This is a genomic window from Candidimonas sp. SYP-B2681 (assembly GCF_003971065.1).
Lineage (GTDB): Bacteria > Pseudomonadota > Gammaproteobacteria > Burkholderiales > Burkholderiaceae_B > Pollutimonas.
Genome location: NZ_RYDV01000001.1, coordinates 790,418 through 812,695 on the forward strand (window position 1 = coordinate 790,418; position 22,278 = coordinate 812,695).

Genomic DNA, 22,278 nt, shown 5'->3' on the forward strand with positions numbered 1-22,278 from the left:
TACCGGGACACCGCCGTGCCCGCTATCGTTACGCCGAAATCTTAAAGCGCGCAACGCCGTTGCGCAGGCCATTAGCTACCTGGTTCAACTCGTCGATCGCCTGGTTGGACTGTTGTAGTGACTCGACGGTTTGCTGGGCCGCTTCGCTCAACTGGCCCAGTGCCTGGTTAATTTGCTCGGCGCCGTTTTCCTGTACCTGCATGCCCTCATTGACCATATTGAAACGGGGTGCCAGCGCCTGCACCTGCTGGATGATTTGCCCGAGCTGATGGCCCACCTGTCGCATGTCGGTCATGCCGCGACGGACCTGGTCGGAGAATTTGTCCATCCCCATTACTCCGGCAGCCACCGCTGACTGAATTTCCTTGACCATTTGCTCGATATCGTAGGTCGCAACGGCGGTCTGGTCAGCCAGCCGGCGGATTTCGGTGGCAACCACAGAAAAGCCTCGTCCGTATTCGCCTGCCTTTTCCGCCTCAATCGCAGCGTTGAGCGACAGCAGGTTGGTTTGCGCGGCGACATTGGTGATGGTCGTGACCACTTGGTTGATGTTGCTCGCTTTCTCATTCAAGATTGCCAGCTTGTTGTTGACCGATCCGGCCGCTTCCGTCACATGTAGCATGGTCTCTTCCATGCTAGTCAAGCTTTCCTGGCTTACGCCGGCCAGCGACGCGGTTTGTTCGGACATAACCGATACTTCGCTCATCGTGCGGACCAGGTCGCGCGAAGTCGCGAAAATTTGGCGCGACGTGGCGCCGATTTCGCTCGTGGTAGCGGCAGTTTCGGTCGCGGTAGCCTGCTGTTGCTTGGCGGTGGCAGCGATCTCGGTCACCGACGTGGCCATTTGGACAGCGGAGTCCTGAGCCTGCCCGACCAACGCGGTCAATTCGTCAGTCATGCGGTTGAACCCGGACTCCATCGCACCGAATTCGTCGCGCCGTCTTAGGTTGAGCCGCTGCGAGAAGTCGCCGGAGCGCATGACCCCCAGGAGACCGAGAAGCTGTTGCATCGGTATGTTGATCGCGCGTAGAAGGAAATAGCCGCATACAGACGCAGCCGCTACCGCTGCGAGCAAGGCTGTCATCATGATGATCATGCTGGATGTCACGGAACTGACGATGTTGTTCACCGCTTCATCTGCGGTCGCCTTGTTCAGCGTTACCATTTCCTCGGCCACCGCTTCGAGCTCTTCCCAGGCGGGAAGAACCTGTGCAGTTACCAGGGTCTGTGCAGCAATATTTTGGGACTCATCCATTTTCAGCAGGTCTGTCAACGACTGTTCGTATTTGGCGCGTGCACGCGTGAATTCAACAAACATGGCGCGCTCGATGTCCCCCAGAACCGCCGCCTCATAGCCATGCGTCATCTGGCTCAATCGGACCAGGCTTTTCCGCAGGCTATCCTGCTCACCCTTCAGGACGTCTCCGGCTGCGACGTCTCCAGATGCGTGGATCCTCGCAAGACGCTGAATAAGCAAGCGTTGTTCGAGCATGACGGAGTCAATCCGCATGCTGTAATACAGCCCTGGGATCCCGTCCTCTTGTATGGAGGCCGATTCCTTGACGATTTGCGACAGTTGCACGTAAGCCACTCCCGCCATCAAGGCCATCATGCCCAGAATGATGGCGAAGCTGCCGAGGATGCGTTGTTTAATGGTCCAATTTTTCATGCTGCTTAAGTTCCAAAATGATTGTCGTACGTCCGAGTCGGGTTCCCCCGAGGTAGCGTCTGGATGATTATGGCGCACGGTGCACGACCTGCGATCCCTTGAGTATGTCTTATCCACCCGCCGGGCGCTCAGGTATGGCCCTCGCCCGGGATCGGTACGGAAGACATGGACGCGTGGCGTCTCAGACGCATGGGAAACGATACGGGCCTTGAATCGTTAATCGCCTTCTGCGACCAACGATTCAAGAGTGACGAGCGCGCCCAGAAGTTCGGGGATGCGCATAATGATCCTGTCGAGGGCCGGATCGTACAACTCATTCTGACCGCCGGTTCTTATTGGGATAAAAGCGCAGTGCTACCGTCGCACTGTCGGCGCTTATTAAAACACAAACGCTGCCCAATTTAACAGGCTGTAATATATTCGTTGCCGGCTGGAAACGGCAGGAGGACCTGGTTCGCGCTAGCTCTTATGTTGTCTTGGATAGCCGCCAAATGGATAGAGGCGATTACACAACGCGTACCTAGCGGCAATCGTTGTGCAATCGTTTACATACCCGTCACGAGCAAGTGTCCGACTCACCCGCAACGCTTGAAGTGCTACGCCTATATGTCGTTTTAGTTAGCGCTGCATAATAGACGCAACGTTGTGGTACCCGCCGAGCTGAGTGATGGTCGCGGTCTTGTTAGCGCCGAGTTGATTAATAACAGCATCGTGCCGTGCTCCCGTCTGACTAATCGTCGCGATCAGATTTGTGCCGGACTGGGTAATATTGCCCTCGTTATACATACCGTTCTGTCTAATGGTTGCGCGGTCAAACGCATTGCCGGTGCCGTGTTGAAGAATGCCTGCTGTATTTCCAACACCAGCCTGGGTAATGCCCGCATCGACGCTGCTGCCGGTTTGTGTTACCAATGCATCATTATTCCAACCGCGGGTCTGATTGATGGACGCGGTCTGATAGCTGCTGTGCTCGCGCATTCCATTGCTATTCCCAGTGCCATTAACCGCGAATCGACTGCTTTGATTGATCGTGGCCGTTCCGAAATTACCATTTTGGGTTATCTCGGCATGACCCACAGCCACAAAGTCTTGCACTACGACGGCATTGTTGCCAATTCCGCCTTGCGAGATGCTGGCAAACGATAAGTCACCGTCGATTTGCTGAATGGATGCATTGTTATACCAGCCGCTTTGGAAAATCGTGGCCTCGTCCGCGGCTATGGCAGCCGTGGCACCATAGGCCAACGTAATGCCCAGGACAATTGCAGACAGTTTTTTACTCATTGTGTTTCTCCTCAAATTAAAGACCACACCTTGCGAACTTAACCCGGCGGTCTTCAGAACCGGATTTCTGTACACCGCCAGTTATTGCTCGGCGGTATTCATTTGAAATAGCAATAGCGACGGTTTCTTGGTTTCAAGCGTTGCATCAGTAATCGGGCTTTCTTTACCGACGAAACGATATGCATGGGAATATCTTAAGGTCCTACTCTGAGTGAGACATGCGGAATACCGCTTACGACGTGCTCCACTTTCGTCGGGCTAGTAGTCCGTATTGACCCAAATGAAGGTAGCCAATCGCGCGGCCTGGCCATTCGCTGAGGCGTGTCTGAATGGTTTAGCTGCTTTGGCCCCGGTTCTCAGGCGGACCCTTGTCAATCTTTTTTAATAGCTGCTACGTCAATCAGCGCCAGACCTCAGATAGTCGCAATGCCTGTAGAAACAAAAAAGCCCCGCCGATTTCTCATGCGGAGCTTTTGATGGAAAGGCCCAAACTTACACTTGGATCACTGCCATTTGTTAACTGGGCGCTACATTGAAGCGACCTTGGTTCAGCCGCGGCCACCGCCGGCATTGCCCTGTCGTGACGCGTGGTGTCGATCTTGAGTGCCGGCTTGCGCCGGCCCTAAACTAGAGCATCGCCACTAGGGTTTCTTCAAGCAGTCAGACATGCACCGCTTGTTCTTCGCATCCGGACGGTCGTCCTGATAGAAGCCGTCCTTGTTGGGCATGTTAACGGCCCTGATGACATCGGCATTTACGACGGTATCAGCTTTGATCAAGTCGTATTCATGCAGCAAATAGCCTGTAACCGCGTAAACTTCATCGTTGGTCAAACTTTGCGGGGCGTGGAAAGGCATGGCACGGCGAATGTAGTCAAATGCCGTCGTCGCATAGGGCCAGTAACTTTGCACTGTCTTCAATGGCTTATCGGTAGCCAGTGACCCCACGCCGCCGCCCAAGGCTGGCCCTATCCCACCTTCCAGTTTTGCGCCATGGCAGGCCAGGCACTGTGTGTCGTAAACCTTCTTGCCCATTTCAATGGTGCCGCTACCCGGTGGAAGGTTCTTGCCGTCCGGCGCGATTTCGATGTTCCAGCCTGCGATCTGTTCGGGCGTAGCCGGTGTGCCGAGCCCCGAGTTCTGGGCAGCAACGGGCGAACAGGCCAAAGCGAGCATGATTGCCGCCATCGAGGGATAGTGTTTAAGCGCGTCCATTCGTCACCTCTCCGGTTGTGCTGATCTTCCATGGCTGGATGGCATTATTGTGATAGAAGGACACTTTGCCGCGTGCTTCGATTAGCTGCTCGATCGTAGGTTGTACATAGCCCGTTTCGTCGACGGCGCGGCTCATGATCACCATTTCTTCTCCGTTCCAATCGAAAGGCGCACGAAATGCCGTCAGGGCTTTGCTAAGCACGGGCTTTTGAAGGGCGGCTTCAAGCCAGGTATTGCCCCCATCGATGGACACATCCACATGGGTGATCTTGCCATGGCCACTCCAGGCAATGCCGCGGATTTCGTGCCGGCCTTTCCGCGACAGCTGCTGCGTGCCCGAGGGGTATGTGATAAGTGACTTGCACTCCATGACAAATGAAAATTTGCGCGCCCGTCCGTCTTTCATCAGGTCGGTATACTTGCCGGTTTCCTCGCGAGAGTAGACGGGTGCGTCTGTGAAATGCAGCCGCCTGAGCCATTTGATGTGGGTGTTGCCTTCATAGCCAGGCACGAACAGGCGCACCGGGTAGCCTTGCTCGGGCCGCAGGCGTTCGCCATTCTGGCTGTACACCACCATGACGTCATCCATGCACTTTTCCATAGGGATGCTTCGGTTCATGGCCGCTCCGTCGGCGCCTTCGGCAGTCACCCACGTGGCTTTGGGATCGACACCCACTTCCTTTAGCAGCGTCTTCAACGGGACGCCTGTCCATTCCGCGCAGCTAACCAGGCCGGCCACTTCACCCGCTGTCTTGCCATAGGGAGGCAGGAAAGATGGATTGCCCGAACATTCCATGAAATAGATATGCGATTCGGCGGGGAACTGCCGCAATTCTTCCATCGTGAAGATGAGTGGGCGCTCGACCATGCCATGCAACATCAAACGGTGCTGAGTCGGGTCGATTTCGGGCACGCCGGCGTGATGGCGCTCGTAGAATAATCCGTTGGGCGTGATCGTGCCATCCAGGTCTTGCAAGGGCGAGGTACTGTAGGCCGACATCGGTTCTTTCAGGCCGGGATACAGGTGGCGGATAACCTCTGATTCATATTTGGACGGTTTGCCATACGGTACGGCCGTCGGGCCGCCCAAGGACCGGGTCCAAGGCGGAATATTAGGAGGCAGATTCGCATCACCAGAGGCCTGACTGGCAGACTGTGCGACGGCATTTCCGGCAACGCCCGCCACCGCTACGCCACCAGCAAAGAGGCCGCCCTTGGCGAGAAACTCGCGGCGATTCAGTGGACGCTTTTCTGTGAAAGCGGGTTCGGTCTCGTGACTTGCTGCAGGCTGTAGAGGTTTGTTGTCCAAAATCTAATTCTCCTACGTTACGGATTGATTACGACAGCATTGCCAAACTTCCTTGTAACCCAATGGAATCAAGCTCGCAAATCAGAAGTTTGGCGTTTCGACTCTGCCACTGGTGTGAATGATCCACCAAGCAATTAATGTACAAATGATGGACCTCGACGCCGTAACGCATCCGGTTATCGCTACGTCTATCCGCTACTTCCCTAGGTGCCTGCGAGAAATCATTCCGGTGTCAAGACGGTAGACTTAGATTCAAGCACTTTTCCCCTGCATCTGCCGAAGCAATTCAGTCATATTTGAAAGTACAGATCCGTATGCCCCCTTTATGGACATCATGCGCTCTTTATCTTCAATAGGAATGCGTTCATGTTCGATAGAACGATCCACGCGTTCGGAAAACGATCTAAAGGCCTGCCATGCGTCGTCAATTTCTTCGCAGCCTTCGCCAGCTCCCACGGCATCGGCGATTTTCTCCAAACAGGCGTTAATTGCACTGGCGAGCGTCAGCAGCGCTTCCTTGTGGACGCGGCACAGTCCTTCCGAAATCGGCTCGTCACTGAAACGATCAATCAAAATAAGCGTATAGCTGAAGCGCTCAATCTCGGGAAGCAGGGTTTTCGAAAACGGACTGAAACCCATGGCCGGCGTTTTATCTTCGATGCGGGCTTCGCGCTCCATGAGACGAGCCCGTTCAATTGACCGTTGTATGACGTTTTGCGCCTCTCTATCTTTATCCGGTTTGTCTCCGACCAGGCATGCCGTACATTCAAGCGTGTAGGCGCCGCAACTGCGCAGTGCCGCTGCCAAATACTCTTGCTCGGTCCGCCTGGCGAGAACCGGGAATACAGCGAAGGCGGCCACCATCCCACAGATCGACCCTGTTGCGATTGCCAGAACTTTTTTAAATGCGCCTTCCACGACATAAAAATCAGGCGCAACGGCAATAATCGTGACAGTGACCAGCCCGTATGCCAAAAGTGGCCATTTTGCACTAAGAAAGCTCATCAAACCGACGCCTGCCAGCAGCGCGATAAGCGTGCCCCAACCGCCGGTGCCGAATAGCTTGACCAATGCAACGGCAATGATGGCCCCCAAAATAGCACCTGCAATACGCCCTAAAGCCGCACTGATGGTCCCGCCTATACTGGCTTGAACGACAAAAAGAGCTGAAAACACACCCCACGAAACGTTCTCCCGATCCATGAAACTAGTCGCAAAGTAAGCCATAAGCACTGCAGAGGCGGTCTGAATCGGGATTCGAACTTCGTCTTGTTGAAGACTGGCGCGTATCCGCCTCAATAACCAAGTGGGGGCTTGCATGTATCTACATCTCCGTTATCGTGCATAACGATACTCTGGTGCAAACGCCATGCCGAAGTCCTCGGACGCCGACATACCGATGATGAAATCGGTACGACGGCTACCTAGCCGCTCGACATAAGCCTCGTAGCGCACTTCAAGCCACCGCTTGCGTGAGCCGGAAGACTTAGCGGTTTATGGAGGTTTCGGGGTTGACATTTTCTGCCATCCGGGCTGCCTCTGCAGCCACACCCTTTCGCTTGCTATACCGATCAGTTACGCCCGTTAGGGTGCCATGGCGTTCGGGACTACACCACACCTGCCCTTCGGACCAGTTTGATAACGCACGCAGTTCTGCGACTTTGGGATGGTCCGCGGGAACACTGTCGGGCATCGGTAACCCATGCGGGTCGAAAATTTTGGTTTCGGCACCTAAGTGGATCAGGATGCGGGCGGCTTCTTCAGTAAGAAGCCGACTGTACGAGCGGTCACGCAACGAACCGTACAGTAAAAGAATTCTTGGCGGGTGAGTCGCCCCGCCCTGCAATGAAAGCTTGTCATGAGTCGGCGCATCCAACAGCACTTCGTCGATCACCGGTAAGGTCAAATCATGGGATCATGGGGTGGCAAATAGGTGCTCATCAATATTCTCGAACTGAATGGTAAACCGGACATACCAAATAACGTTGAACGCTGGGCATAGTTAGCGTATTCGCTGCCCGCGCTCATCAATAACCACTTCGCCGTCCTCTTTGATGAAAGCACTTTGTTTGACTTGTGGAAGAATATCCAAAACGATTTCCGACGGTCGGCATAGGCGTACGCCCAACGCTGTAATGACGAAGGGCCGGTTCATCAAAATAGGGGATTTTTGTATCGCGTCGAGCAATTGCGCATCCGTAAGCGCCGTGTTATCCAAACCTAAATCCAGAAAAGGTGTGCCTTTTTCGCGCAGCGCTTGGCGCACCGTTAACCCGGCGCGCTGAATCAACTCTATAAGTGTTTCGCGCGATGGTGGCGTTTTTAAATATTCAATTACGGTGGGTTCTATGCCCGCATTGCGGATCAAGCCCAACGTGTTGCGTGAAGTCCCGCAATCGGGATTATGGTAAATCGTGACGTTATTCAAGAGAATCCTTTTTAAACTCTACCCTTCTGCCATAAATACATCGATCACATAGGCAATGGGGCACCGTCGTTTTGACATTTCGAGTATTATTGATCAATGGAAACAAAGATTATAGTCCGCGCGCTAGCCGCCATCGCCCACGAATCTCGCTTGGAAGCATACCGCTACCTAGTACAAGCAGGTCCTGCCGGCTTGCCCGCCGGGCGCCTATCGGAGCTGTTGAAAGTCCCGCCCTCTTCTCTTTCGTTTCATCTAAAGGAATTGGTCAATGCCGGGTTGTTATCGTCACGCCAGGAAGGACGCTTCGTCTATTATGCAGCCGAATATAAGGCTATGAATTCACTTCTGGCATACCTTACCGAGAACTGCTGCGGTGGTAATCCATGCTCGCCCGTAAACGTCGATGCGTGTGCTGGCACCGATAAAACCGGTGGCTAGCCAATGACTTATGCACCCAGCGCTGCAATCGACTCGTCTATATCCCGATAAGTGACATTAACGCGGTCACTACCGGCGTTTCTCAAATTAATGCCTCCATCTTTGACACCCTCTGACCGGGGTGCCTTCCCGCTTACCGTAAAGAAGGATCTTACGTGCTTGCTGCGCTACTGATTTTTATTTTCACCATTGTCTTGGTTATTTGGCAGCCGCGCGGCTTGAACATTGGCTGGAGCGCCCTGATCGGGGCAGCGCTTGCATTGGCTTTCGGCGTGGTCACCTTGGGCGACATACCCGTTGTCTGGCAGATCGTCTGGAACGCAACCGCTACGTTCGTGGCGATAATCATCATCAGCCTGTTGTTGGATGAAGCGGGCTTTTTCGAGTGGACGGCGCTGCACGTAGCCAGATGGGGCGGCGGGCGTGGTCACCGGCTATTCGCACTCATTATCTTACTGGGGGCAGCGGTTTCCGCCTTCTTTGCCAATGATGGCGCCGCCTTGATCCTGACGCCTATCGTCATGGCTATGCTGTTAGCGTTAGGGTTCAGCCCAGCGGCAACATTGGCGTTCGTCATGGCGGCAGGCTTCATTGCCGACACGGCCAGTCTCCCACTCATTGTGTCCAACCTTGTCAATATCGTTTCCGCGGATTTTTTCAATATCAGCTTTGCGCGGTATGCCGCGGTCATGGTTCCCGTTAATCTCGTTTCAGTCGGGGCCACCTTGCTGGTTTTATCGCTGTATTTTCGCAGCAGTATTCCAGCTCGCTACGACGACAGCCAGCTGAAGCTCCCGAACTCAGCGATTCGCGACCTGTCGACCTTTCGTGCTGGCTGGGTAGTGCTGGGGCTGCTACTCATCAGCTTTTTTTCGCTCGAGGGGTTTGGCGTTCCGGTCAGCGCCATTGCCGCTCTCGGTGCGCTAGCGTTGCTCATCGTCGCAGGGCGCGGCCATGTGATTAGCACACGCAAAGTCGTACGGGAAGCACCCTGGCCTATCGTGATTTTTTCGTTAGGCATGTATCTAGTTGTCTATGGGTTACGCAACGCCGGGCTGACCGAGACCATTGCCGGCCTGCTCGACTATTTTGCTAGCCATGGTTTATGGGCGGCTGCCTTGGGAACCGGCATACTGACCGCTCTGCTTTCGTCCATCATGAATAATATGCCCACTGTCCTGGTGGGAGCACTTTCGATCGAAGCGAGCCAGGCGACCGGAGTGGTCAAGGAAGCCATGATCTATGCCAATGTCATTGGTAGCGACCTTGGACCTAAGATCACCCCGATAGGTAGTCTAGCAACACTCCTGTGGTTACACGTTCTGGCGCGAAAGGGAATGACTATCAGATGGGGGTATTACTTTCGAGTCGGTATTGTGCTGACCTTGCCCGTTTTGCTGATTACGCTCGCGGCACTTGCTGTGCGGTTGGGCCTATAAGCAGTTGTCAAAAGATGCGTTCGGTAAAATCGAGACCTAGCACGCTGCGCATGCCTCCAAGGCCTTGCTATTCTGTTCGCGAGTATGCTCAATCAAATAATCCAGGAACACACGGGATCGCTGCGGGATAAACTTTCGGCTGGGTAGCGCCGCGTACATCGCTAGTCGACCGGTGATCCACGGACTCAGCACGCGGACCAGATCACCGCGCGTGAGAAAAGGTGCCACAATGTCCATCGATATCGAGGTGATACCCGCACCGTCCAACGCGGCACGAAGCAAGGTGTCAGTATGGTTCGCGATCAGAACCGGATCGACATTGATTTCAGTCACATGATCGGGACTGTGGTCGGACCACATCCGCCAGGACCTTAGCGGCGCATCCAGTCTTTTTAGACGCAGGCACTCATGCCGGATCAAATCTTCAGGCGTCTCCAGGACACCTCTGCGCTCTAAGTAAGCCGGCGAGGCGACGAGGATGACCTCTGATTCGACGACTTTGCGCGCCACAATGTCAGCACCGAACGTCCAATCCGTGCCCACCAAAGTAATGTCGAAGTCTTCTATAGGTGGCTCTCTGTGAGTCTCGACTTCTATGTCGACCACAATGCCAGGATGGCGTTGACGAAATCCCGACAGCAAAGGGGCGATCACGTAACTTGCAAGCACGGGTTCCGTGTTGACGCGTAGACGGCCGGCAAGCAAGTTTGTATGCGCGCTGGCGAGTGCGTCCGCTTCCTCGACGTCCTGCAGAATCTCACGAACGCGAGCCAGATAAGCATCACCGGCTTCGGTTAATGATACCCGCCGGGTGGTCCGCTGGAACAAGCGCGTACCCAGATAGGACTCGAGCTCGGCAATGAGACGTGTAACCGTGGGAGGAGACATATCCATGGTTCGGGCCGCCGCGGCGAATCCGCCTTCATCCGCCACCCGTTCAAAAACTTGCATCGAAAGCAAACGATCCATACGTTCTTCCTGGAAAAATCTGATTATTCCGATTTAATGAATAGTATATGTCAACTACAGCTATTTATTCATTCGCTCGAAGCTATTAAAGTAGCCACATGGAATATGCGTAGATCTATTGCCGTCTTGAAGCGAAACGCCCGACGCAAGCGACGAGCTTAGCCTCGGCACGCATCATTTGACCAAGCTTTTCAAGTCATTAACTATATAGGACTCATATGAAAAAAACACTTATTGCCGCTCTCTTTACGTCTCTGATCGCAGGCCCCGCATTGGCTGCGCCACAGACTTATGTACTGGACCCAACTCACACATTCCCGCGCTTCTCATATGATCATATGGGCCTGTCCAAGCAGATTCTGCGCTTCAACAAGACAACTGGCTCGGTTGTTCTGGACAAGGGCGCTAAGCAGGCCCAAGTCGACGTCACAATCGACATGACGTCTATCGACACGGGCTTCGAAACCTTTGACGACCATATCCAGGCCGCCGATTTTCTAGATACCGCCACATACCCGACGGCCACCTTCAAATCGACCAAGGTAGAGTTTGATGGTGACAAACCTGTGAGCATCAAAGGCGATCTGAAAATCAAGGGCATCACCAAGCCCGTAACACTCACTGTGACTTCATTTTTTAATGGACCACATCCGATGTTAGAGAAGGACTCCATTGGCGCCAATGCCACCACGGTGATCAAGCGTAGCGAATTCAATGCTGGAAAATTTGCACCGGGAGTGGGTGATGAAGTCACGTTGGACATCGCTTTGGAAGCCATTGTCGAGTAGAACGAGTGCGCGCAACCCACATGCACTGGGCGCGTGTCCGTACCGGTGCTTTAATGCCGATGGAATCTGCGCCGCTACACGCGGGGGCTATACCAGTGGCCCGGGGCCGCTTCCACGGTCAGTTCCCCGCAAATCGAACGGCACTATTACCGTAGAGATTACAACATCCGAGTAAAGTTACTCTGTGGTCGCGCCGTCGAAATGCTCTTCCGATTCATCGGCTTTGGTGGGATGCAGGACGCCTTCGCGGTGCTCGGGCGGCCCGTATAGCGTATATAGGCGCAGCGGCTCGGCGCCCGTGTTAACGACATTGTGTCGTGCGCCGGCCGGTACGATGATGGCGTCGTCGTCCTGTACTTCATAGACGTTGTCATCGATGGTGACGCGCCCCTTACCTTCTTCGATGCGAAAGAACTGATCATGGCCTTCGTGCACTTCGGCACCGATTTCCTCGCCGGCCTGCAAGGTCATCAGAACCAGTTGCATGTGCTTGCCGGTATACAGCACTTTGCGGAAATTGTCGTTTTCGATAGTCAGTTTCTCGATGTTCTGCACAAAGCCTTTCACGCTACTACTCCTTTAAGAGACCGGTTCGATCGATGATAACATCGCCTTGGAGCAAAGAAAAACCACCGAATGCACTAGCACGCGTCGTTTAGAGCGGCTTCACCGTATTGCCAGTTGCTTAAGCATAAATACGCTAGTCTGTATGCCGAACTTTTGGTGAATCATCGCTATCGCCAAGCAGATTGCTCGACTTTATTGCCCCCGGCAGCCAAAGCAAAAACACAGCTATCGCCCAAAAAACCATGAAAGCCCCTGCGTTCCACTGATCGTCAACCAGATAGACACTGCATAATTGCTGCGGGGCTTGCTGATAAATCAGACCCACTGCAACGGTCATCCAGCACCAGTTGAAGATAAAAAACGCCTGAATTACCACGCCGGCTTGGCGCCACGAGGCGCCCATCAGCATCCCGGCGACAAGCCAATTAAGAACTTTCAATACGCCCACACCCGCATGCAGGACGGCCAGATCCAGCGCCGCGGGCACCATCCAGAACGCGGTCACCAAGGCGGTGAAAACCAGCGCAGTCAGCCCTTTCGCGTTCCAAGGCTCAATCAGTCGCGCAAACCGGCGGCCCGCGGTCGATGCGGTTAGCCAGCCGATAATAAATAAAAGCGGAAACTCGAGCCCCATATGGCGCGCCATGCTGGCTTCCAGCCACGGCTGCAGCAAAGCCGCTGCTGCGAGCAATACGCCCGGCAACCATGCCATATAGCGAGAAGTGCTCATTAAGCGCATGGCTTACCGTTCTGCCTTATTGTATAAATAGTCCGCTAACGCCAGATCCGGGCGATCGATATCGTAGGCTTTGATCAGTTTTCCGCGTTCGTCAATACGAAACAGCGCGGCATTGTGTGAATAGCCCGCCAGCCCATCAGGAATCACAACGATATCAAACACACTCAGCATGGTCTCTAAGTCTGTTTCGTGCGCGACCGTTGCGGTACGCCACAGCGACCCATCGGCCCCTAAGCCCTTTGCATATTCAGCCAATACCGCAGGCGTATCGTTGAACGGGTCAAAGCTAAGCGTTAGCAGACGCACCCGATCCTCGAGGCCCCGGCTTTGTATTTCCTGCTGCAAAAATGCCAACCCCGATGCGCTGGTGCGGCAGATGGTGAAACAGCGCGTGTAGACCAGCGTCACGAAAGTAGTATAAGGCGACGCGCCACCATAGTCGGCCAGCGACCAAGCCTTGCCCGCCTGATCGATCATGGGTAAAGCTGGCAAGGATCGCGGTGCGCGCTCCAGATCGACACGGCGCACGCCATCGGCGGTAACGGCGGCAAATCCGCGCGTTACCCCGCCCAACGCCAGCAATCCCACCGCTATTACAACAAAGATAGCCGCCAGCGTACGGGCGATGCCCTGAGTCACGAGGCTTGGGCAGCGGAAGCCGCGTCCGCGCCTGTCGCTGGAATATCGTCAACGTTTTTCCAGGGTTCTGCTTGCGAGGCGCTGGCAGCCCGGGCCTCTTTGACGGTTATTTCATCAACGGCAGGACTGGCGTTACCCCACTCGGTACGGATAAAAGTCAGGACTGCCGCAATTTGCGCGTCGTTCAATTGTGTACCGAAACCCGGCATGGCCCCGTTGTAGGTGGTGCCGGCAACTTCGATCGGCCCGGTCAGGCCGTGCAACAAGATCTGTATGGGGACATTGGCATCGCCCGTAACCCACGACGCGCCGGCCAACGGCGGGAAGACGCCGGGTAAGCCTTGTCCGGTTGCTTGGTGGCAAGCCTGGCAGGTGGTGGTGTAGATCTGACGCCCATCCACCACGCTGCCCTCACCAGCGCCGCCGCCCGCCGCGAGCGTCGCGGGAACGCGCCGATCGCCAAGCGACGCCACCCCTGTGGGGTCAGCATTGACGATGTAGAAAATTGCCCATGCGATAAGACCAATGATCAGGCCCAGAAAGACGCGCGGTACCGGGTTATATAGTTCTTTGGGATCGGCATGCTCGGAACTACGGGTTTGTTGTGGTCTCATCGGTATTTCCTGATTCGTTGGTGGCGGTCGCGTCGGCAGGCTCTTGGGGGAGGCGATCGGGAGCAAGGCGGCTGGCGGCCCATTCGGCCTCTTCCGCCGAAAGGACGGTGTAGGTTCGGTCCAGGGCCAACAAATAGGCCACCAGGTCCAGCGCCTCTGGCTTGGCAACGACTACCTTACCTTCTTCCACGGTGCCAGGCGGCAAGGTCACGACCCGTTCGCCCTTGGCCACAGAGCCGGGGTCTTTGACTTCGAACATGTAGCGATAAGCCGGCATGACGCTACCAGGAACATAGGCACGCGGTTGATACAGGTGGCCCAGTTGCCAATCGGCGCTGGGCTGGCGCGCGCCAATATTGAACAGATCCGGGCCCGTGCGCATCGTGCCGAGCAATGGCGGGCTGTCGTAATGGTAGTCGGCGGCCACCGAGGCGCGCCCCCAGCCGCGGCTTGCGTCGGCGATGCCGGCGCCGGTCGTGCTGGGCTGCTGGGTGTGACAAGATATGCAGGCGTTGGACATATATACCTGCCGGCCGCGCAGTTGCTCGCTGGTGTAAGGTTCAAGCGCCGCAGGGGCGGGTACATCTTTAAGCTGCATGAAAGGCACGACAATCATCGCCGCTGTCGCCAGGGACAGCGTCACCATCGCGCCGACTATAAGTTTACGTTCGTTTTCCATTTCTATCAGCCAGTGATCTGTTGAGGGACTGGGGCCGGGGCCGGGACCGAAGACGGTACCGAGCTGGAGCGTATGATCATCAGGGCCACGTGGTAGGCAAAGATCAGGTGCCCCAGCGTCATCATGGCACCACCGATCGAACGCCCTTTAAGCCACGGCAATGTCACGGCAACCGAATCCATGAAGGGACGCGCGGGGTCAAGTAAAACCAAGCCTTGCAAGATGCCGCCGGTGCTTAGCGTAAGGATGTACGTCGCAAAACCGGCAACCACCAGCCAGAAATGCCAGGAAATAAGCGCTGGTTTCGGCCATGGGATGTTGACCACGCGCGGCATGGCGAAATAAATACCGCCAAAAATCACCATCGACACGAAACCGTACATGCCCAAATGCGCATGTGCCACGGTGAAGTGCGTGAAGTGCGTGACCGCGTTAAGTGACCGCAGTGCTTCGAGAGAGCCCTGCACTGACGCCACGGTGTACATGCAAGCGCCAAAGAAGATAAAGCGCAATACGGGCGAGTGCTTCAGAGCCCCGAAATGCCCTTTAAGCGTCATGTGCTGGTTAACGGAGAACGCCAGCACGGGAATGATCATCATGACGCTTTGAACAATGGATAGCGTAATGAGCCATTCGGGAATTGGGCCACCGATCAGGTGATGGGCGCCAACCTGACCATAAAAGAAGGCTAAGGTCCAGAAACCCAGTAAAGACAAGTTGTACGAGCGCACAGGACGCCCAATGATTTTGGGCAGCAGGTAGTAAATAATCGCGATCGACATTGGTGTGTAGAACAATCCCAGCACATTATGTCCAAACCACCAGTTCATCGTGGCCTGCTCGACGCCGAAGTGCAGGCCCGGAATCTTGGCCACGATATATAAAATGGGGAACCAGAACAGCGCCGCCCCCATATACCAGACCGACACGTATAAATGGTGAACTTTGCGCCGTGGCAGCATGAACACCAAAGGCAATCCCATCAGCATGCCGCCAATGGCGAACAGCCCACCCACTTGCCACGGAATTTCAAGCCATTCCATGCCGGCATTAATGCCGACAGCAAGACCGCCTAAGCCAGCAATCAATCCGCCGTTCCAAAGGGCTGCGCCGAGAATTACCAGGCGCCCCCCTTGCAATGGGGTATGTAGCAAACGCGGCAGCATCCAGATCGCAAGTCCGAGCAAGCCCATAGGCGCCCAGCCGTACGCTACGCCATTCAGGTGAATGGTGCGCAGCCGGCCGAAGGTGAGCCAAGCCGTATTAGTGAGCAGATCCGGCTCATGGAGCTTAATGGAGGCAAGCAATCCCGCTGCCGACGCCACGACCAGCCAGACGGCGGCACAGGCAAAAAGCACGTAAGCGGGAAAGGCGCTTGACCGATCGGCGACCTCGCGCGCGGCGATTTCAGTCGGGGAGACACCAACTTGCGAAGTGCTGTCGCGTTCATTCGCGTCGGTGATGCCTTGCAAATCATGGCGTTGCTGAGCGCTGGCCGAGGGCTCTTCGGTCTGGCCGATTTCGCCGCGCGAGAATATCGTACGCGCACCGGTGGACTCGGCGTTGAAAAGGCCTTTGCGCAAAGACCATATGAAGCCAAATAGGCCCACCATGGACAAAATAAAAGTAGCCAGTAATAAGGCCGTCGGGTTCATGAGATTCCTTCTGTTTCGGACAAATGGCCGCGGATGATTCGGTTTTTTCAAATTGCGGCGTGTAAGAGTTTACCCTATAAGATCAGAAGGTTAAAAATCAGAAATTAATAAAAAGACCGGATCAGATGGTAAAAGCCGCGTTGAATATCGAAATAAGCATCGAGATTTACACTAGACTTGATACAGTTTGCAAAAAACACAGAGCAGTCCAAAAATACAGATCAGATGGTATCGTCTGAATCAATACCAACAATAAGATAAGTATTAGGTTCTTCCATGAAACGCTACGAAGCCTTGGCGGGTGAAATCGCCACATCGATACATACCGGCGTGCTACGAGCTGGCGATCGCCTTCCTTCGGTACGTCATACCAGCACCAGTCGTCAGGTCAGTCCGTCCACCGTCTTCAAAGCCTACTACCTCCTCGAAGCCCAGGGCCTTATACGCGCACGCGAACGATCCGGCTACTACGTCACGTCAAGCGCACGACAATTCCCGCCCGAGCCCGATATCCCGTCGCACCCTGAAGATGGCGCCGTTTCTTTGGATATCAGCGAACGCGTATTCGACGTATTCCAGTCCACGCTGTCTCACGCGGCCGTCCCACTGGGCTCAGCCTTTCCCAGCCCCATGCTTTTCCCCATGGACCGACTGGGACATCAATTGGCGTCCAGCATCCATAGAATGGACCCCTGGAGCGCGATCGATGACGTAACGCCAGGAAATGCCGATTTGCGGCGCCAGATTGCGCTGCGCTATTTGAACGAGGGCCTGCACGTCCATACCGATGAAATCATCATTACCAACGGTGCGCTCGAAGCTCTGAATTTATGCCTTGCCGCCGTGACTCGGCCTGGCGACGCGATCGTGGTTGAATCCCCTACTTTCTACCCAGCCTTGCAATCACTTGAACGACTGGGGCTGGAAGCCATCGAAGTCCAGACGCACCCCCGCGAAGGAATAGACCTTAATGCGCTCGAAAGCGCGCTCAGCCGCCATCGCCCCAAGGCGTGTTGGCTTATGACGAACTTTCAGAACCCGTTGGGCAGCCTCATGCCCGACGAGAAAAAGAAAGAGCTGGTCCAATTATTGACCCGCCACCACGTTCCGCTGATCGAAGACGATGTCTACGGCGAGCTCTTTTTCGGCGAGAAGCGGCCAGCGTCAGCCAAGTCCTTCGACACAGAAGGAATCGTTATGCATTGCTCATCGTTTTCGAAATGCCTGGCGCCCGGTTATCGCATCGGATGGGCAGCGCCAGGACGCTATGTCAAGGCGGTAGCCCGACACAAATTAATGACCACGCTTAGCACCGCAACGCCGACCCAACTGGCTATCGCGGCTTATCTGGAAAAAGGCGGTTACGAAAAACACCTTCGTAAGTTACGAAGCACGTTAGCCGGTCAGCAAGCCGTCTTTACCCAGGCACTGGGGCATTTCTTTCCTGAGGGTACGCGAGCCACGCGTCCTGCTGGAGGGTACTGTCTGTGGGTCGAATTGTCGGCCGATGCGGATGCGCTGCAAATACATAAGCAGGCAATGTCGCTGGGCATTAGCGTAGCGCCCGGCTCCATATTCTCAGCCAAGCGTGCTTTCAACAATTGCCTGCGCCTGAACTACGGCCACGCCTGGAATGAACGCACTGAGCAGGCTCTGGCCACTTTGGGCCGTCTTGCGGGCGCCCATCATCGTGACTGAAGCGACTTGACTGACGCGACTTTTCTGTAAGTGCGGTCGTCGTAAGTATGCCCACAGCACTCGTCGCTACTATCAATTTCATCCAATCATTGGAATTAGGACGGGACTGGCCATCCTGGTAAGCGTGAGAAATCCAGGCAGGCCGCCATGGATGCTAATTTAGCATCCTGCGACAGCCTTGGAATTCTGCCAAGAAAAGGTGCCGTGATTCGTGACACAAGCGCCTCTACGTTGGCATCGATGCTAAGCATATCGGCGTCCACGGTATTGGCCACCCAACCGGCGAGAGATAACCCGCGTGCAGAAATTGCCTCTACGGTCAGCAAGGCATGGCTAATGCAGCCCAGGCGCAAGCCCACTACTAGGATAACCGGCAAATCCAGCTGTTGAGCCAAATCAGCGGTATCGGTTGTTTGCGTTAATGGAACCCGAAAGCCCCCTACCCCCTCGACCACTACAACGTCGGCGCGCTGCGCAATTTGCCGGTAGCAATCCAATATATGCGACAGTACTATTGTTTTCCCTTCGAGCGCCGCAGCAATATGTGGCGCCACTGGCTGCTGTAATAAGTATGGCGTGGACAGTCGTGCAGGCACCTTCACACTTGCTTGTGCCGCCAAGGCCTCGGCATCGTCGTTGTGCCACATGCCTTCGCGCCATTCGGCCCCAGCCGCGACAGGTTTTATTCCCGCTGTGCGGATCCCGGCATGCGTCAGGGCATAAAGCAGACTGCTCGCAACCAAGGTCTTGCCGACATCCGTATCTGTTCCTGAAACAAAATACCCCAGTACCGGCTTAGCCATCTTGCATCACACTTTCGAACACCTCGGCGGTGCGTGCTGTCAGAAGATCGCATTCGGCGTCGTCAAGAATATACGGCGGCATAAGGTAAACCGTAGCGCCTATGGGTCGCAGCAGCAGTTCGCTCTCAAGTGCTTTGGCGAAAAATCGCCGTGAAAAGTCAGCAGCTGCGCCAGGATCATCCACTGCCGCATCAAACGCCCAGATCATGCCGCGCTGTCGGAAGTGACGTACTTTTGCGTGATTCGCCAGAGGCTCTAAGGCTGCCGTTATGCGTTGCGCGCGCCTGCGATTCTCAGTCAACACGTCGTCTTCCTCGAAGATTTGCAATGTCGCCAGCGCTGCACGACATGCCAGCGGATTACCGGTGTAGGAATGTGAATGCAGAAAACCGCGCCTGGTATCGGCATCGTAGAATGCCTGGTAGATGGGCTCTGTCGCCATGACCAGCGACAAGGGCAAATAACCGCCGCTAATTCCCTTCGATAGGCACACAAGATCGGGCGAGACAGGCGTTCCATCGCTGCTTATCGCCTGCTCTGAGGCGAAAAACGTCCCGCTGCGGCCGCAACCCACGGCGATTTCGTCAAAGATCAGGTGAACCTGGTACCGATCGCACAAGGCGCGCACTTCCGATAAATAGATCGGATCGTGCATCGCCATTCCTGTCGCGCACTGGACCAATGGTTCCACGATAACCGCCGCAATATGTTGGGCACGATGCTGCAACAAAGCTTCTAGTGCAGCGGCGGCGCGACGGGCCACATCGGCAGCGGTTTCGCCATCCCGGGCGTCACGTGCGTCGGGCGACATAACGACATGAGCTCGCTTAACTAATGGCGAATACGCATCACGGAACAAATCGATATCCGTGACGGCAAGCGCGCCAATGGTTTCGCCGTGATAACTGCCCTTCAAACAAACGAATTCTTCCTTGGCGGCATGACCGCCATTGCGCCATGCGTGAAAGCTCATTTTCAGCGCAATCTCGACGGCCGACGCACCATCCGAGGCATAAAAGCAATGACCAAGGACATTCCCGGTCTTTGCAGACAGTTCCTCGGACAGCCGAACCACTGGCTCATGCGTAAATCCAGCGAGCATGGCATGCTCAAGCTTGTCCAATTGGTCTTTAAGCTGAGCATTGATGCGCGGATTGGCGTGCCCAAAAAGGTTGACCCACCAAGAACTAATGGCATCAAGATAGCGTTTTCCATCGGCAGCATATAGCCATGCGCCCCTTCCGTGACTGACTGGAACCAAGGGCGTCGTAGAGTGATGCTGCATCTGGGTGCAGGGATGCCAAACACTTTTCAAACTGCGGCTCACCATATCTGACTGCCATGTAGAGGCTGCAGACTCGTGCTTTTCCGCCAGAACTTTTAGTGCAGAGATAAGTCGGTCGACCTGTTCGAAGGTATGTGCGGCCGAAAGCGATATTCGCAGTCTGGCGGTATTTGCGGGAACCGTAGGAGGTCGAATCGCAGGAACCCAGATGCCATATTCGCGCAGACCTTGCATTAAATCGAGCGCTAGCGCGTTATCGCCGACGACGAGCGCCTGTATCGCCGTTTGTGAGGGCAATAAAGGCCACGGCAAACCGGCGAGGCCCTTCTGTAGCCGACGGATCAATGCACGCAAATGTTGTTGGCGCGTATCGTCGGCCTTCAGCAGCTCCAGGGACGCTAATAATGCGCTGCCCAGCATCGGCGGACTCGCCGTGGTGAACACGTAAGTGCGGGCCCGCTGCATCAGCCAGTCTATCAACGTGGCATCACCGGCTACGAATGCGCCTGCCACGCCTGCCGCTTTACCCAGTGTGCCCATGTACAAGATACGCCGCGAGGCTAGACCGAAATGAGCCAGGGTACCGCGACCATTGGGGCCCAGCACACCGAAGCCGTGCGCGTCGTCCACCAGCAGCCAAGCGTCGTATTGTTCGCAAAGCGCTACCAGCTTGGGCAACGGTGCGATATCACCGTCCATGCTGAACACCGCATCACTAAGAATCAATTTACGGCCGCTCGTACTTTTGGCCAGCATCCCTTCCAGTTCGACCACATCGCCATGCCCATAAACGGAAACGTCGGCCTTAGATAAACGCGCCCCGTCGATGAGGCAGGCGTGGTTCAATCGGTCAGAGAATATGGCGTCTCCGGCGTTCACTAGAGCCGGAATCACGCCCATATTGGCCATATAACCGTTTGAAAAATAGAGCGCGCGGGGCATACCTACGAAGGCTGCCAAAGAGGTCTCGAGTTCCTCTATCGCACTGCTATGCCCACTGAGGAGCGCCGATGCAGCCGCGCCGACGCCAAATTGATCGAGACCGGCATGTGCGGCCGCAAGAAGGTCGCGGTGATTCGCCAGTCCTAAATAATCGTTGCTGCAGAAGGAGAGTAAAGTCTCCCCATCGACACGTAACAAAGGGCCTTGAGGACCACTAACTATACGGCGTTGGCGTAGCAACTTCTGCGCCTGTAACGACGTCAGCTCAACGTGAATATCTTCGATTAATTTATCCATGCGCCATGGTAAGGCGAATCGACGACGAACGACAAACCGAAACTTAGCACAAAGATGGCGGATGATGACAGAAGTTAGCCGCATTAAGTCCGTGTGCCGGCTTTTTGTATTGAATTTTCCGTCCAACTTCGCCGTGAACCCATTTGTAATAATTCGATACAGGCGTGGGCATCTGCCTTTGGCATGTACTTCCCTTGAAGGGGCAAACTGTACTGCGGCACGTACTGCCGCATATCTTCGTGGCACCGTACAATCGGTTCCCGTGGAAAGCAGTACTGCTGACGAGGTTTTGCGACTGGCTGCCAGCTTTGATCGAGGAAGTGCCCCCCTTCTGGCCGCAGCCGTCGTCAATGCGTCCCGCGAGCGCGCCTTTAGTCCTTCGAGAACGGCTTGCCGTTAAAGTCGACGGTAACAAGATTGCCATCCATTTGTCCCATTCCTGGCGAATTGAGCGGCATTCCGGGTGCGGAGATACCTTTCACGGACCGGTTCGCAAGCAGCTTTCGCACTGCGTTCGCGGGTACATGTCCCTCGACAATCTGGCCCGTGCCGTCCACGACCGCCGTATGGCAAGAACCCAGCTCGAGAGGGACGCCGTGTTTTTTCTTGATGCTGGCCATATCGGCTGTCTCGATAGACTTCACCTCGAAACCCGATTGGCGCATGTGCTTGACCCAGCCGGAACAGCACCCGCAATTCGGATCCTGGTATACCGTAAGGGAGGCGGTAGCGGCATGCGCTACAGCGGAGGCGGCCATCAATGCGGCGGCCATGATCCATTTTTTCATAAATACCTTTAGTTAAATCAATACAGAAAGTTCT

General features: G+C 55.2%; 20 protein-coding genes and 2 pseudogenes. 4 read left to right on the forward strand and 18 right to left on the reverse strand.

Annotated features, from left to right (window positions below):
- Positions 1-28: 28 nt before the first annotated feature.
- The 7 genes and pseudogenes from EKL30_RS03785 to arsC form a co-directional block, all read right to left on the reverse strand.
- Positions 29-1,669, reverse strand: coding sequence for a methyl-accepting chemotaxis protein (locus EKL30_RS03785; RefSeq protein ID WP_126705813.1), 1,641 nt, complete (start codon positions 1,667-1,669; stop codon positions 29-31).
- 618 nt (positions 1,670-2,287) lie between these two features.
- A complete protein-coding gene (locus tag EKL30_RS03790; protein ID WP_126705814.1) occupies positions 2,288-2,953 on the reverse strand; it encodes a hypothetical protein in 666 nt (221 codons plus the stop codon).
- Positions 2,954-3,594: 641 nt separating this feature from the next.
- Entirely contained in the window at positions 3,595-4,167 is a 573-nt protein-coding gene (locus tag EKL30_RS03795; RefSeq protein ID WP_126705815.1) for a c-type cytochrome, read from the reverse strand.
- Positions 4,154-5,407 carry a sulfite dehydrogenase gene (gene soxC, locus EKL30_RS03800; protein ID WP_126706029.1) on the reverse strand — a complete coding sequence of 418 codons (1,254 nt, stop codon included), beginning with the start codon at positions 5,405-5,407 and terminating at the stop codon, positions 4,154-4,156. Before soxC ends, EKL30_RS03795 begins: the two co-directional genes overlap by 14 nt.
- Positions 5,408-5,728: 321 nt before the next feature.
- Positions 5,729-6,796, reverse strand: coding sequence for an aromatic acid exporter family protein (locus EKL30_RS03805; protein WP_126705816.1), 1,068 nt, complete (start codon positions 6,794-6,796; stop codon positions 5,729-5,731).
- 256 nt (positions 6,797-7,052) lie between these two features.
- Positions 7,053-7,382: pseudogene (locus EKL30_RS03810) on the reverse strand (NAD(P)H-dependent oxidoreductase); the annotation flags it as partial.
- Positions 7,383-7,478: 96 nt separating this feature from the next.
- Positions 7,479-7,904 (reverse strand): arsenate reductase (glutaredoxin), encoded by a 426-nt coding sequence (gene arsC, locus EKL30_RS03815; RefSeq protein ID WP_126705817.1) that lies wholly within the window; start codon positions 7,902-7,904, stop codon positions 7,479-7,481.
- 96 nt (positions 7,905-8,000) lie between these two features.
- Between arsC and EKL30_RS03820 the strand changes: the two genes are divergently transcribed.
- Positions 8,001-8,342, forward strand: coding sequence for a helix-turn-helix transcriptional regulator (locus tag EKL30_RS03820; protein WP_126705818.1), 342 nt, complete (start codon positions 8,001-8,003; stop codon positions 8,340-8,342).
- A gap of 155 nt (positions 8,343-8,497) precedes the next feature.
- A complete protein-coding gene (locus tag EKL30_RS03825; RefSeq protein ID WP_126705819.1) occupies positions 8,498-9,781 on the forward strand; it encodes an arsenic transporter in 1,284 nt (427 codons plus the stop codon).
- Between the two features lie 36 nt (positions 9,782-9,817).
- Here EKL30_RS03825 and EKL30_RS03830 read toward each other — a convergent pair whose 3' ends face one another.
- Positions 9,818-10,750, reverse strand: coding sequence for a LysR family transcriptional regulator (locus EKL30_RS03830; protein ID WP_126705820.1), 933 nt, complete (start codon positions 10,748-10,750; stop codon positions 9,818-9,820).
- A 218-nt stretch (positions 10,751-10,968) separates the two neighbouring features.
- Between EKL30_RS03830 and EKL30_RS03835 the strand changes: the two genes are divergently transcribed.
- Positions 10,969-11,538 (forward strand): YceI family protein, encoded by a 570-nt coding sequence (locus tag EKL30_RS03835; protein WP_126705821.1) that lies wholly within the window; start codon positions 10,969-10,971, stop codon positions 11,536-11,538.
- 177 nt (positions 11,539-11,715) lie between these two features.
- Here the strand turns inward: EKL30_RS03835 and EKL30_RS03840 are convergent, their stop codons facing one another.
- The 6 genes from EKL30_RS03840 to EKL30_RS03865 all read right to left on the reverse strand — a co-directional run bounded on the left by EKL30_RS03840 (position 11,716) and on the right by EKL30_RS03865 (position 16,431).
- Positions 11,716-12,105, reverse strand: coding sequence for a cupin domain-containing protein (locus EKL30_RS03840; protein WP_126705822.1), 390 nt, complete (start codon positions 12,103-12,105; stop codon positions 11,716-11,718).
- A 133-nt stretch (positions 12,106-12,238) separates the two neighbouring features.
- Entirely contained in the window at positions 12,239-12,835 is a 597-nt protein-coding gene (locus EKL30_RS03845; RefSeq protein ID WP_233582706.1) for a DUF1404 family protein, read from the reverse strand.
- A gap of 12 nt (positions 12,836-12,847) precedes the next feature.
- Positions 12,848-13,483 carry an SCO family protein gene (locus EKL30_RS03850; protein WP_233582708.1) on the reverse strand — a complete coding sequence of 212 codons (636 nt, stop codon included), beginning with the start codon at positions 13,481-13,483 and terminating at the stop codon, positions 12,848-12,850.
- On the reverse strand, positions 13,480-14,097 hold the full coding sequence (locus tag EKL30_RS03855; protein ID WP_126705824.1) for a c-type cytochrome: 618 nt from the start codon (positions 14,095-14,097) through the stop codon (positions 13,480-13,482). Before EKL30_RS03855 ends, EKL30_RS03850 begins: the two co-directional genes overlap by 4 nt.
- Positions 14,075-14,776 carry a cbb3-type cytochrome c oxidase subunit II gene (locus tag EKL30_RS03860; protein ID WP_233582709.1) on the reverse strand — a complete coding sequence of 234 codons (702 nt, stop codon included), beginning with the start codon at positions 14,774-14,776 and terminating at the stop codon, positions 14,075-14,077. The genes EKL30_RS03855 and EKL30_RS03860 overlap by 23 nt, the downstream gene beginning before the upstream one ends.
- 5 nt (positions 14,777-14,781) lie before the next feature.
- The gene (locus EKL30_RS03865; RefSeq protein WP_126705825.1) at positions 14,782-16,431 is read right to left on the reverse strand and encodes a cbb3-type cytochrome c oxidase subunit I; all 1,650 of its coding nucleotides are present in this window, start codon (positions 16,429-16,431) and stop codon (positions 14,782-14,784) included.
- A 276-nt stretch (positions 16,432-16,707) separates the two neighbouring features.
- On the opposite strand from EKL30_RS03865, the gene EKL30_RS03870 reads away from it, so the two are divergent.
- Positions 16,708-18,129 carry a PLP-dependent aminotransferase family protein gene (locus EKL30_RS03870; RefSeq protein WP_126705826.1) on the forward strand — a complete coding sequence of 474 codons (1,422 nt, stop codon included), beginning with the start codon at positions 16,708-16,710 and terminating at the stop codon, positions 18,127-18,129.
- Positions 18,130-18,224: 95 nt separating this feature from the next.
- On the opposite strand, the gene bioD is transcribed toward EKL30_RS03870, so the two are convergent.
- From bioD to EKL30_RS03890, 4 genes and pseudogenes are all read right to left on the reverse strand, one after another.
- Positions 18,225-18,932 carry a dethiobiotin synthase gene (gene bioD / locus EKL30_RS03875; RefSeq protein WP_126705827.1) on the reverse strand — a complete coding sequence of 236 codons (708 nt, stop codon included), beginning with the start codon at positions 18,930-18,932 and terminating at the stop codon, positions 18,225-18,227.
- On the reverse strand, positions 18,925-20,262 hold the full coding sequence (gene bioA, locus EKL30_RS19090; RefSeq protein WP_255414661.1) for an adenosylmethionine--8-amino-7-oxononanoate transaminase: 1,338 nt from the start codon (positions 20,260-20,262) through the stop codon (positions 18,925-18,927). The genes bioD and bioA overlap by 8 nt, the downstream gene beginning before the upstream one ends.
- Positions 20,263-20,322: 60 nt before the next feature.
- A pseudogene (gene bioF / locus EKL30_RS19095) lies at positions 20,323-21,540 on the reverse strand (8-amino-7-oxononanoate synthase); the annotation flags it as partial.
- Positions 21,541-21,827: 287 nt separating this feature from the next.
- Positions 21,828-22,244, reverse strand: a complete 417-nt coding sequence (locus EKL30_RS03890) for a DUF411 domain-containing protein (protein ID WP_126705830.1) — start codon at positions 22,242-22,244, stop codon at positions 21,828-21,830.
- Between the last annotated feature and the right edge of the window lie 34 nt (positions 22,245-22,278).

Excerpts from the sequence above, each read along its gene's own strand:
- EKL30_RS03785 (WP_126705813.1), bottom strand. The coding sequence starts at position 1,669 with ATGAAAAATTGGACCATTAAACAACGCATCCTCGGCAGCTTCGCCATC.
- EKL30_RS03835 (WP_126705821.1), top strand. The coding sequence starts at position 10,969 with ATGAAAAAAACACTTATTGCCGCTCTCTTTACGTCTCTGATCGCAGGC.
- EKL30_RS03845 (WP_233582706.1), bottom strand. The coding sequence starts at position 12,835 with ATGAGCACTTCTCGCTATATGGCATGGTTGCCGGGCGTATTGCTCGCA.
- EKL30_RS03830 (WP_126705820.1), bottom strand. The coding sequence starts at position 10,750 with ATGGATCGTTTGCTTTCGATGCAAGTTTTTGAACGGGTGGCGGATGAA.
- EKL30_RS03870 (WP_126705826.1), top strand. The coding sequence starts at position 16,708 with ATGAAACGCTACGAAGCCTTGGCGGGTGAAATCGCCACATCGATACAT.
- bioD (WP_126705827.1), bottom strand. The coding sequence starts at position 18,932 with ATGGCTAAGCCGGTACTGGGGTATTTTGTTTCAGGAACAGATACGGAT.
- EKL30_RS03860 (WP_233582709.1), bottom strand. The coding sequence starts at position 14,776 with ATGGAAAACGAACGTAAACTTATAGTCGGCGCGATGGTGACGCTGTCC.
- EKL30_RS03820 (WP_126705818.1), top strand. The coding sequence starts at position 8,001 with ATGGAAACAAAGATTATAGTCCGCGCGCTAGCCGCCATCGCCCACGAA.
- bioA (WP_255414661.1), bottom strand. The coding sequence starts at position 20,262 with ATGGTGAGCCGCAGTTTGAAAAGTGTTTGGCATCCCTGCACCCAGATG.
- EKL30_RS03790 (WP_126705814.1), bottom strand. The coding sequence starts at position 2,953 with ATGAGTAAAAAACTGTCTGCAATTGTCCTGGGCATTACGTTGGCCTAT.
- EKL30_RS03865 (WP_126705825.1), bottom strand. The coding sequence starts at position 16,431 with ATGAACCCGACGGCCTTATTACTGGCTACTTTTATTTTGTCCATGGTG.
- EKL30_RS03805 (WP_126705816.1), bottom strand. The coding sequence starts at position 6,796 with ATGCAAGCCCCCACTTGGTTATTGAGGCGGATACGCGCCAGTCTTCAA.
- EKL30_RS03855 (WP_126705824.1), bottom strand. The coding sequence starts at position 14,097 with ATGAGACCACAACAAACCCGTAGTTCCGAGCATGCCGATCCCAAAGAA.
- EKL30_RS03890 (WP_126705830.1), bottom strand. The coding sequence starts at position 22,244 with ATGAAAAAATGGATCATGGCCGCCGCATTGATGGCCGCCTCCGCTGTA.
- EKL30_RS03795 (WP_126705815.1), bottom strand. The coding sequence starts at position 4,167 with ATGGACGCGCTTAAACACTATCCCTCGATGGCGGCAATCATGCTCGCT.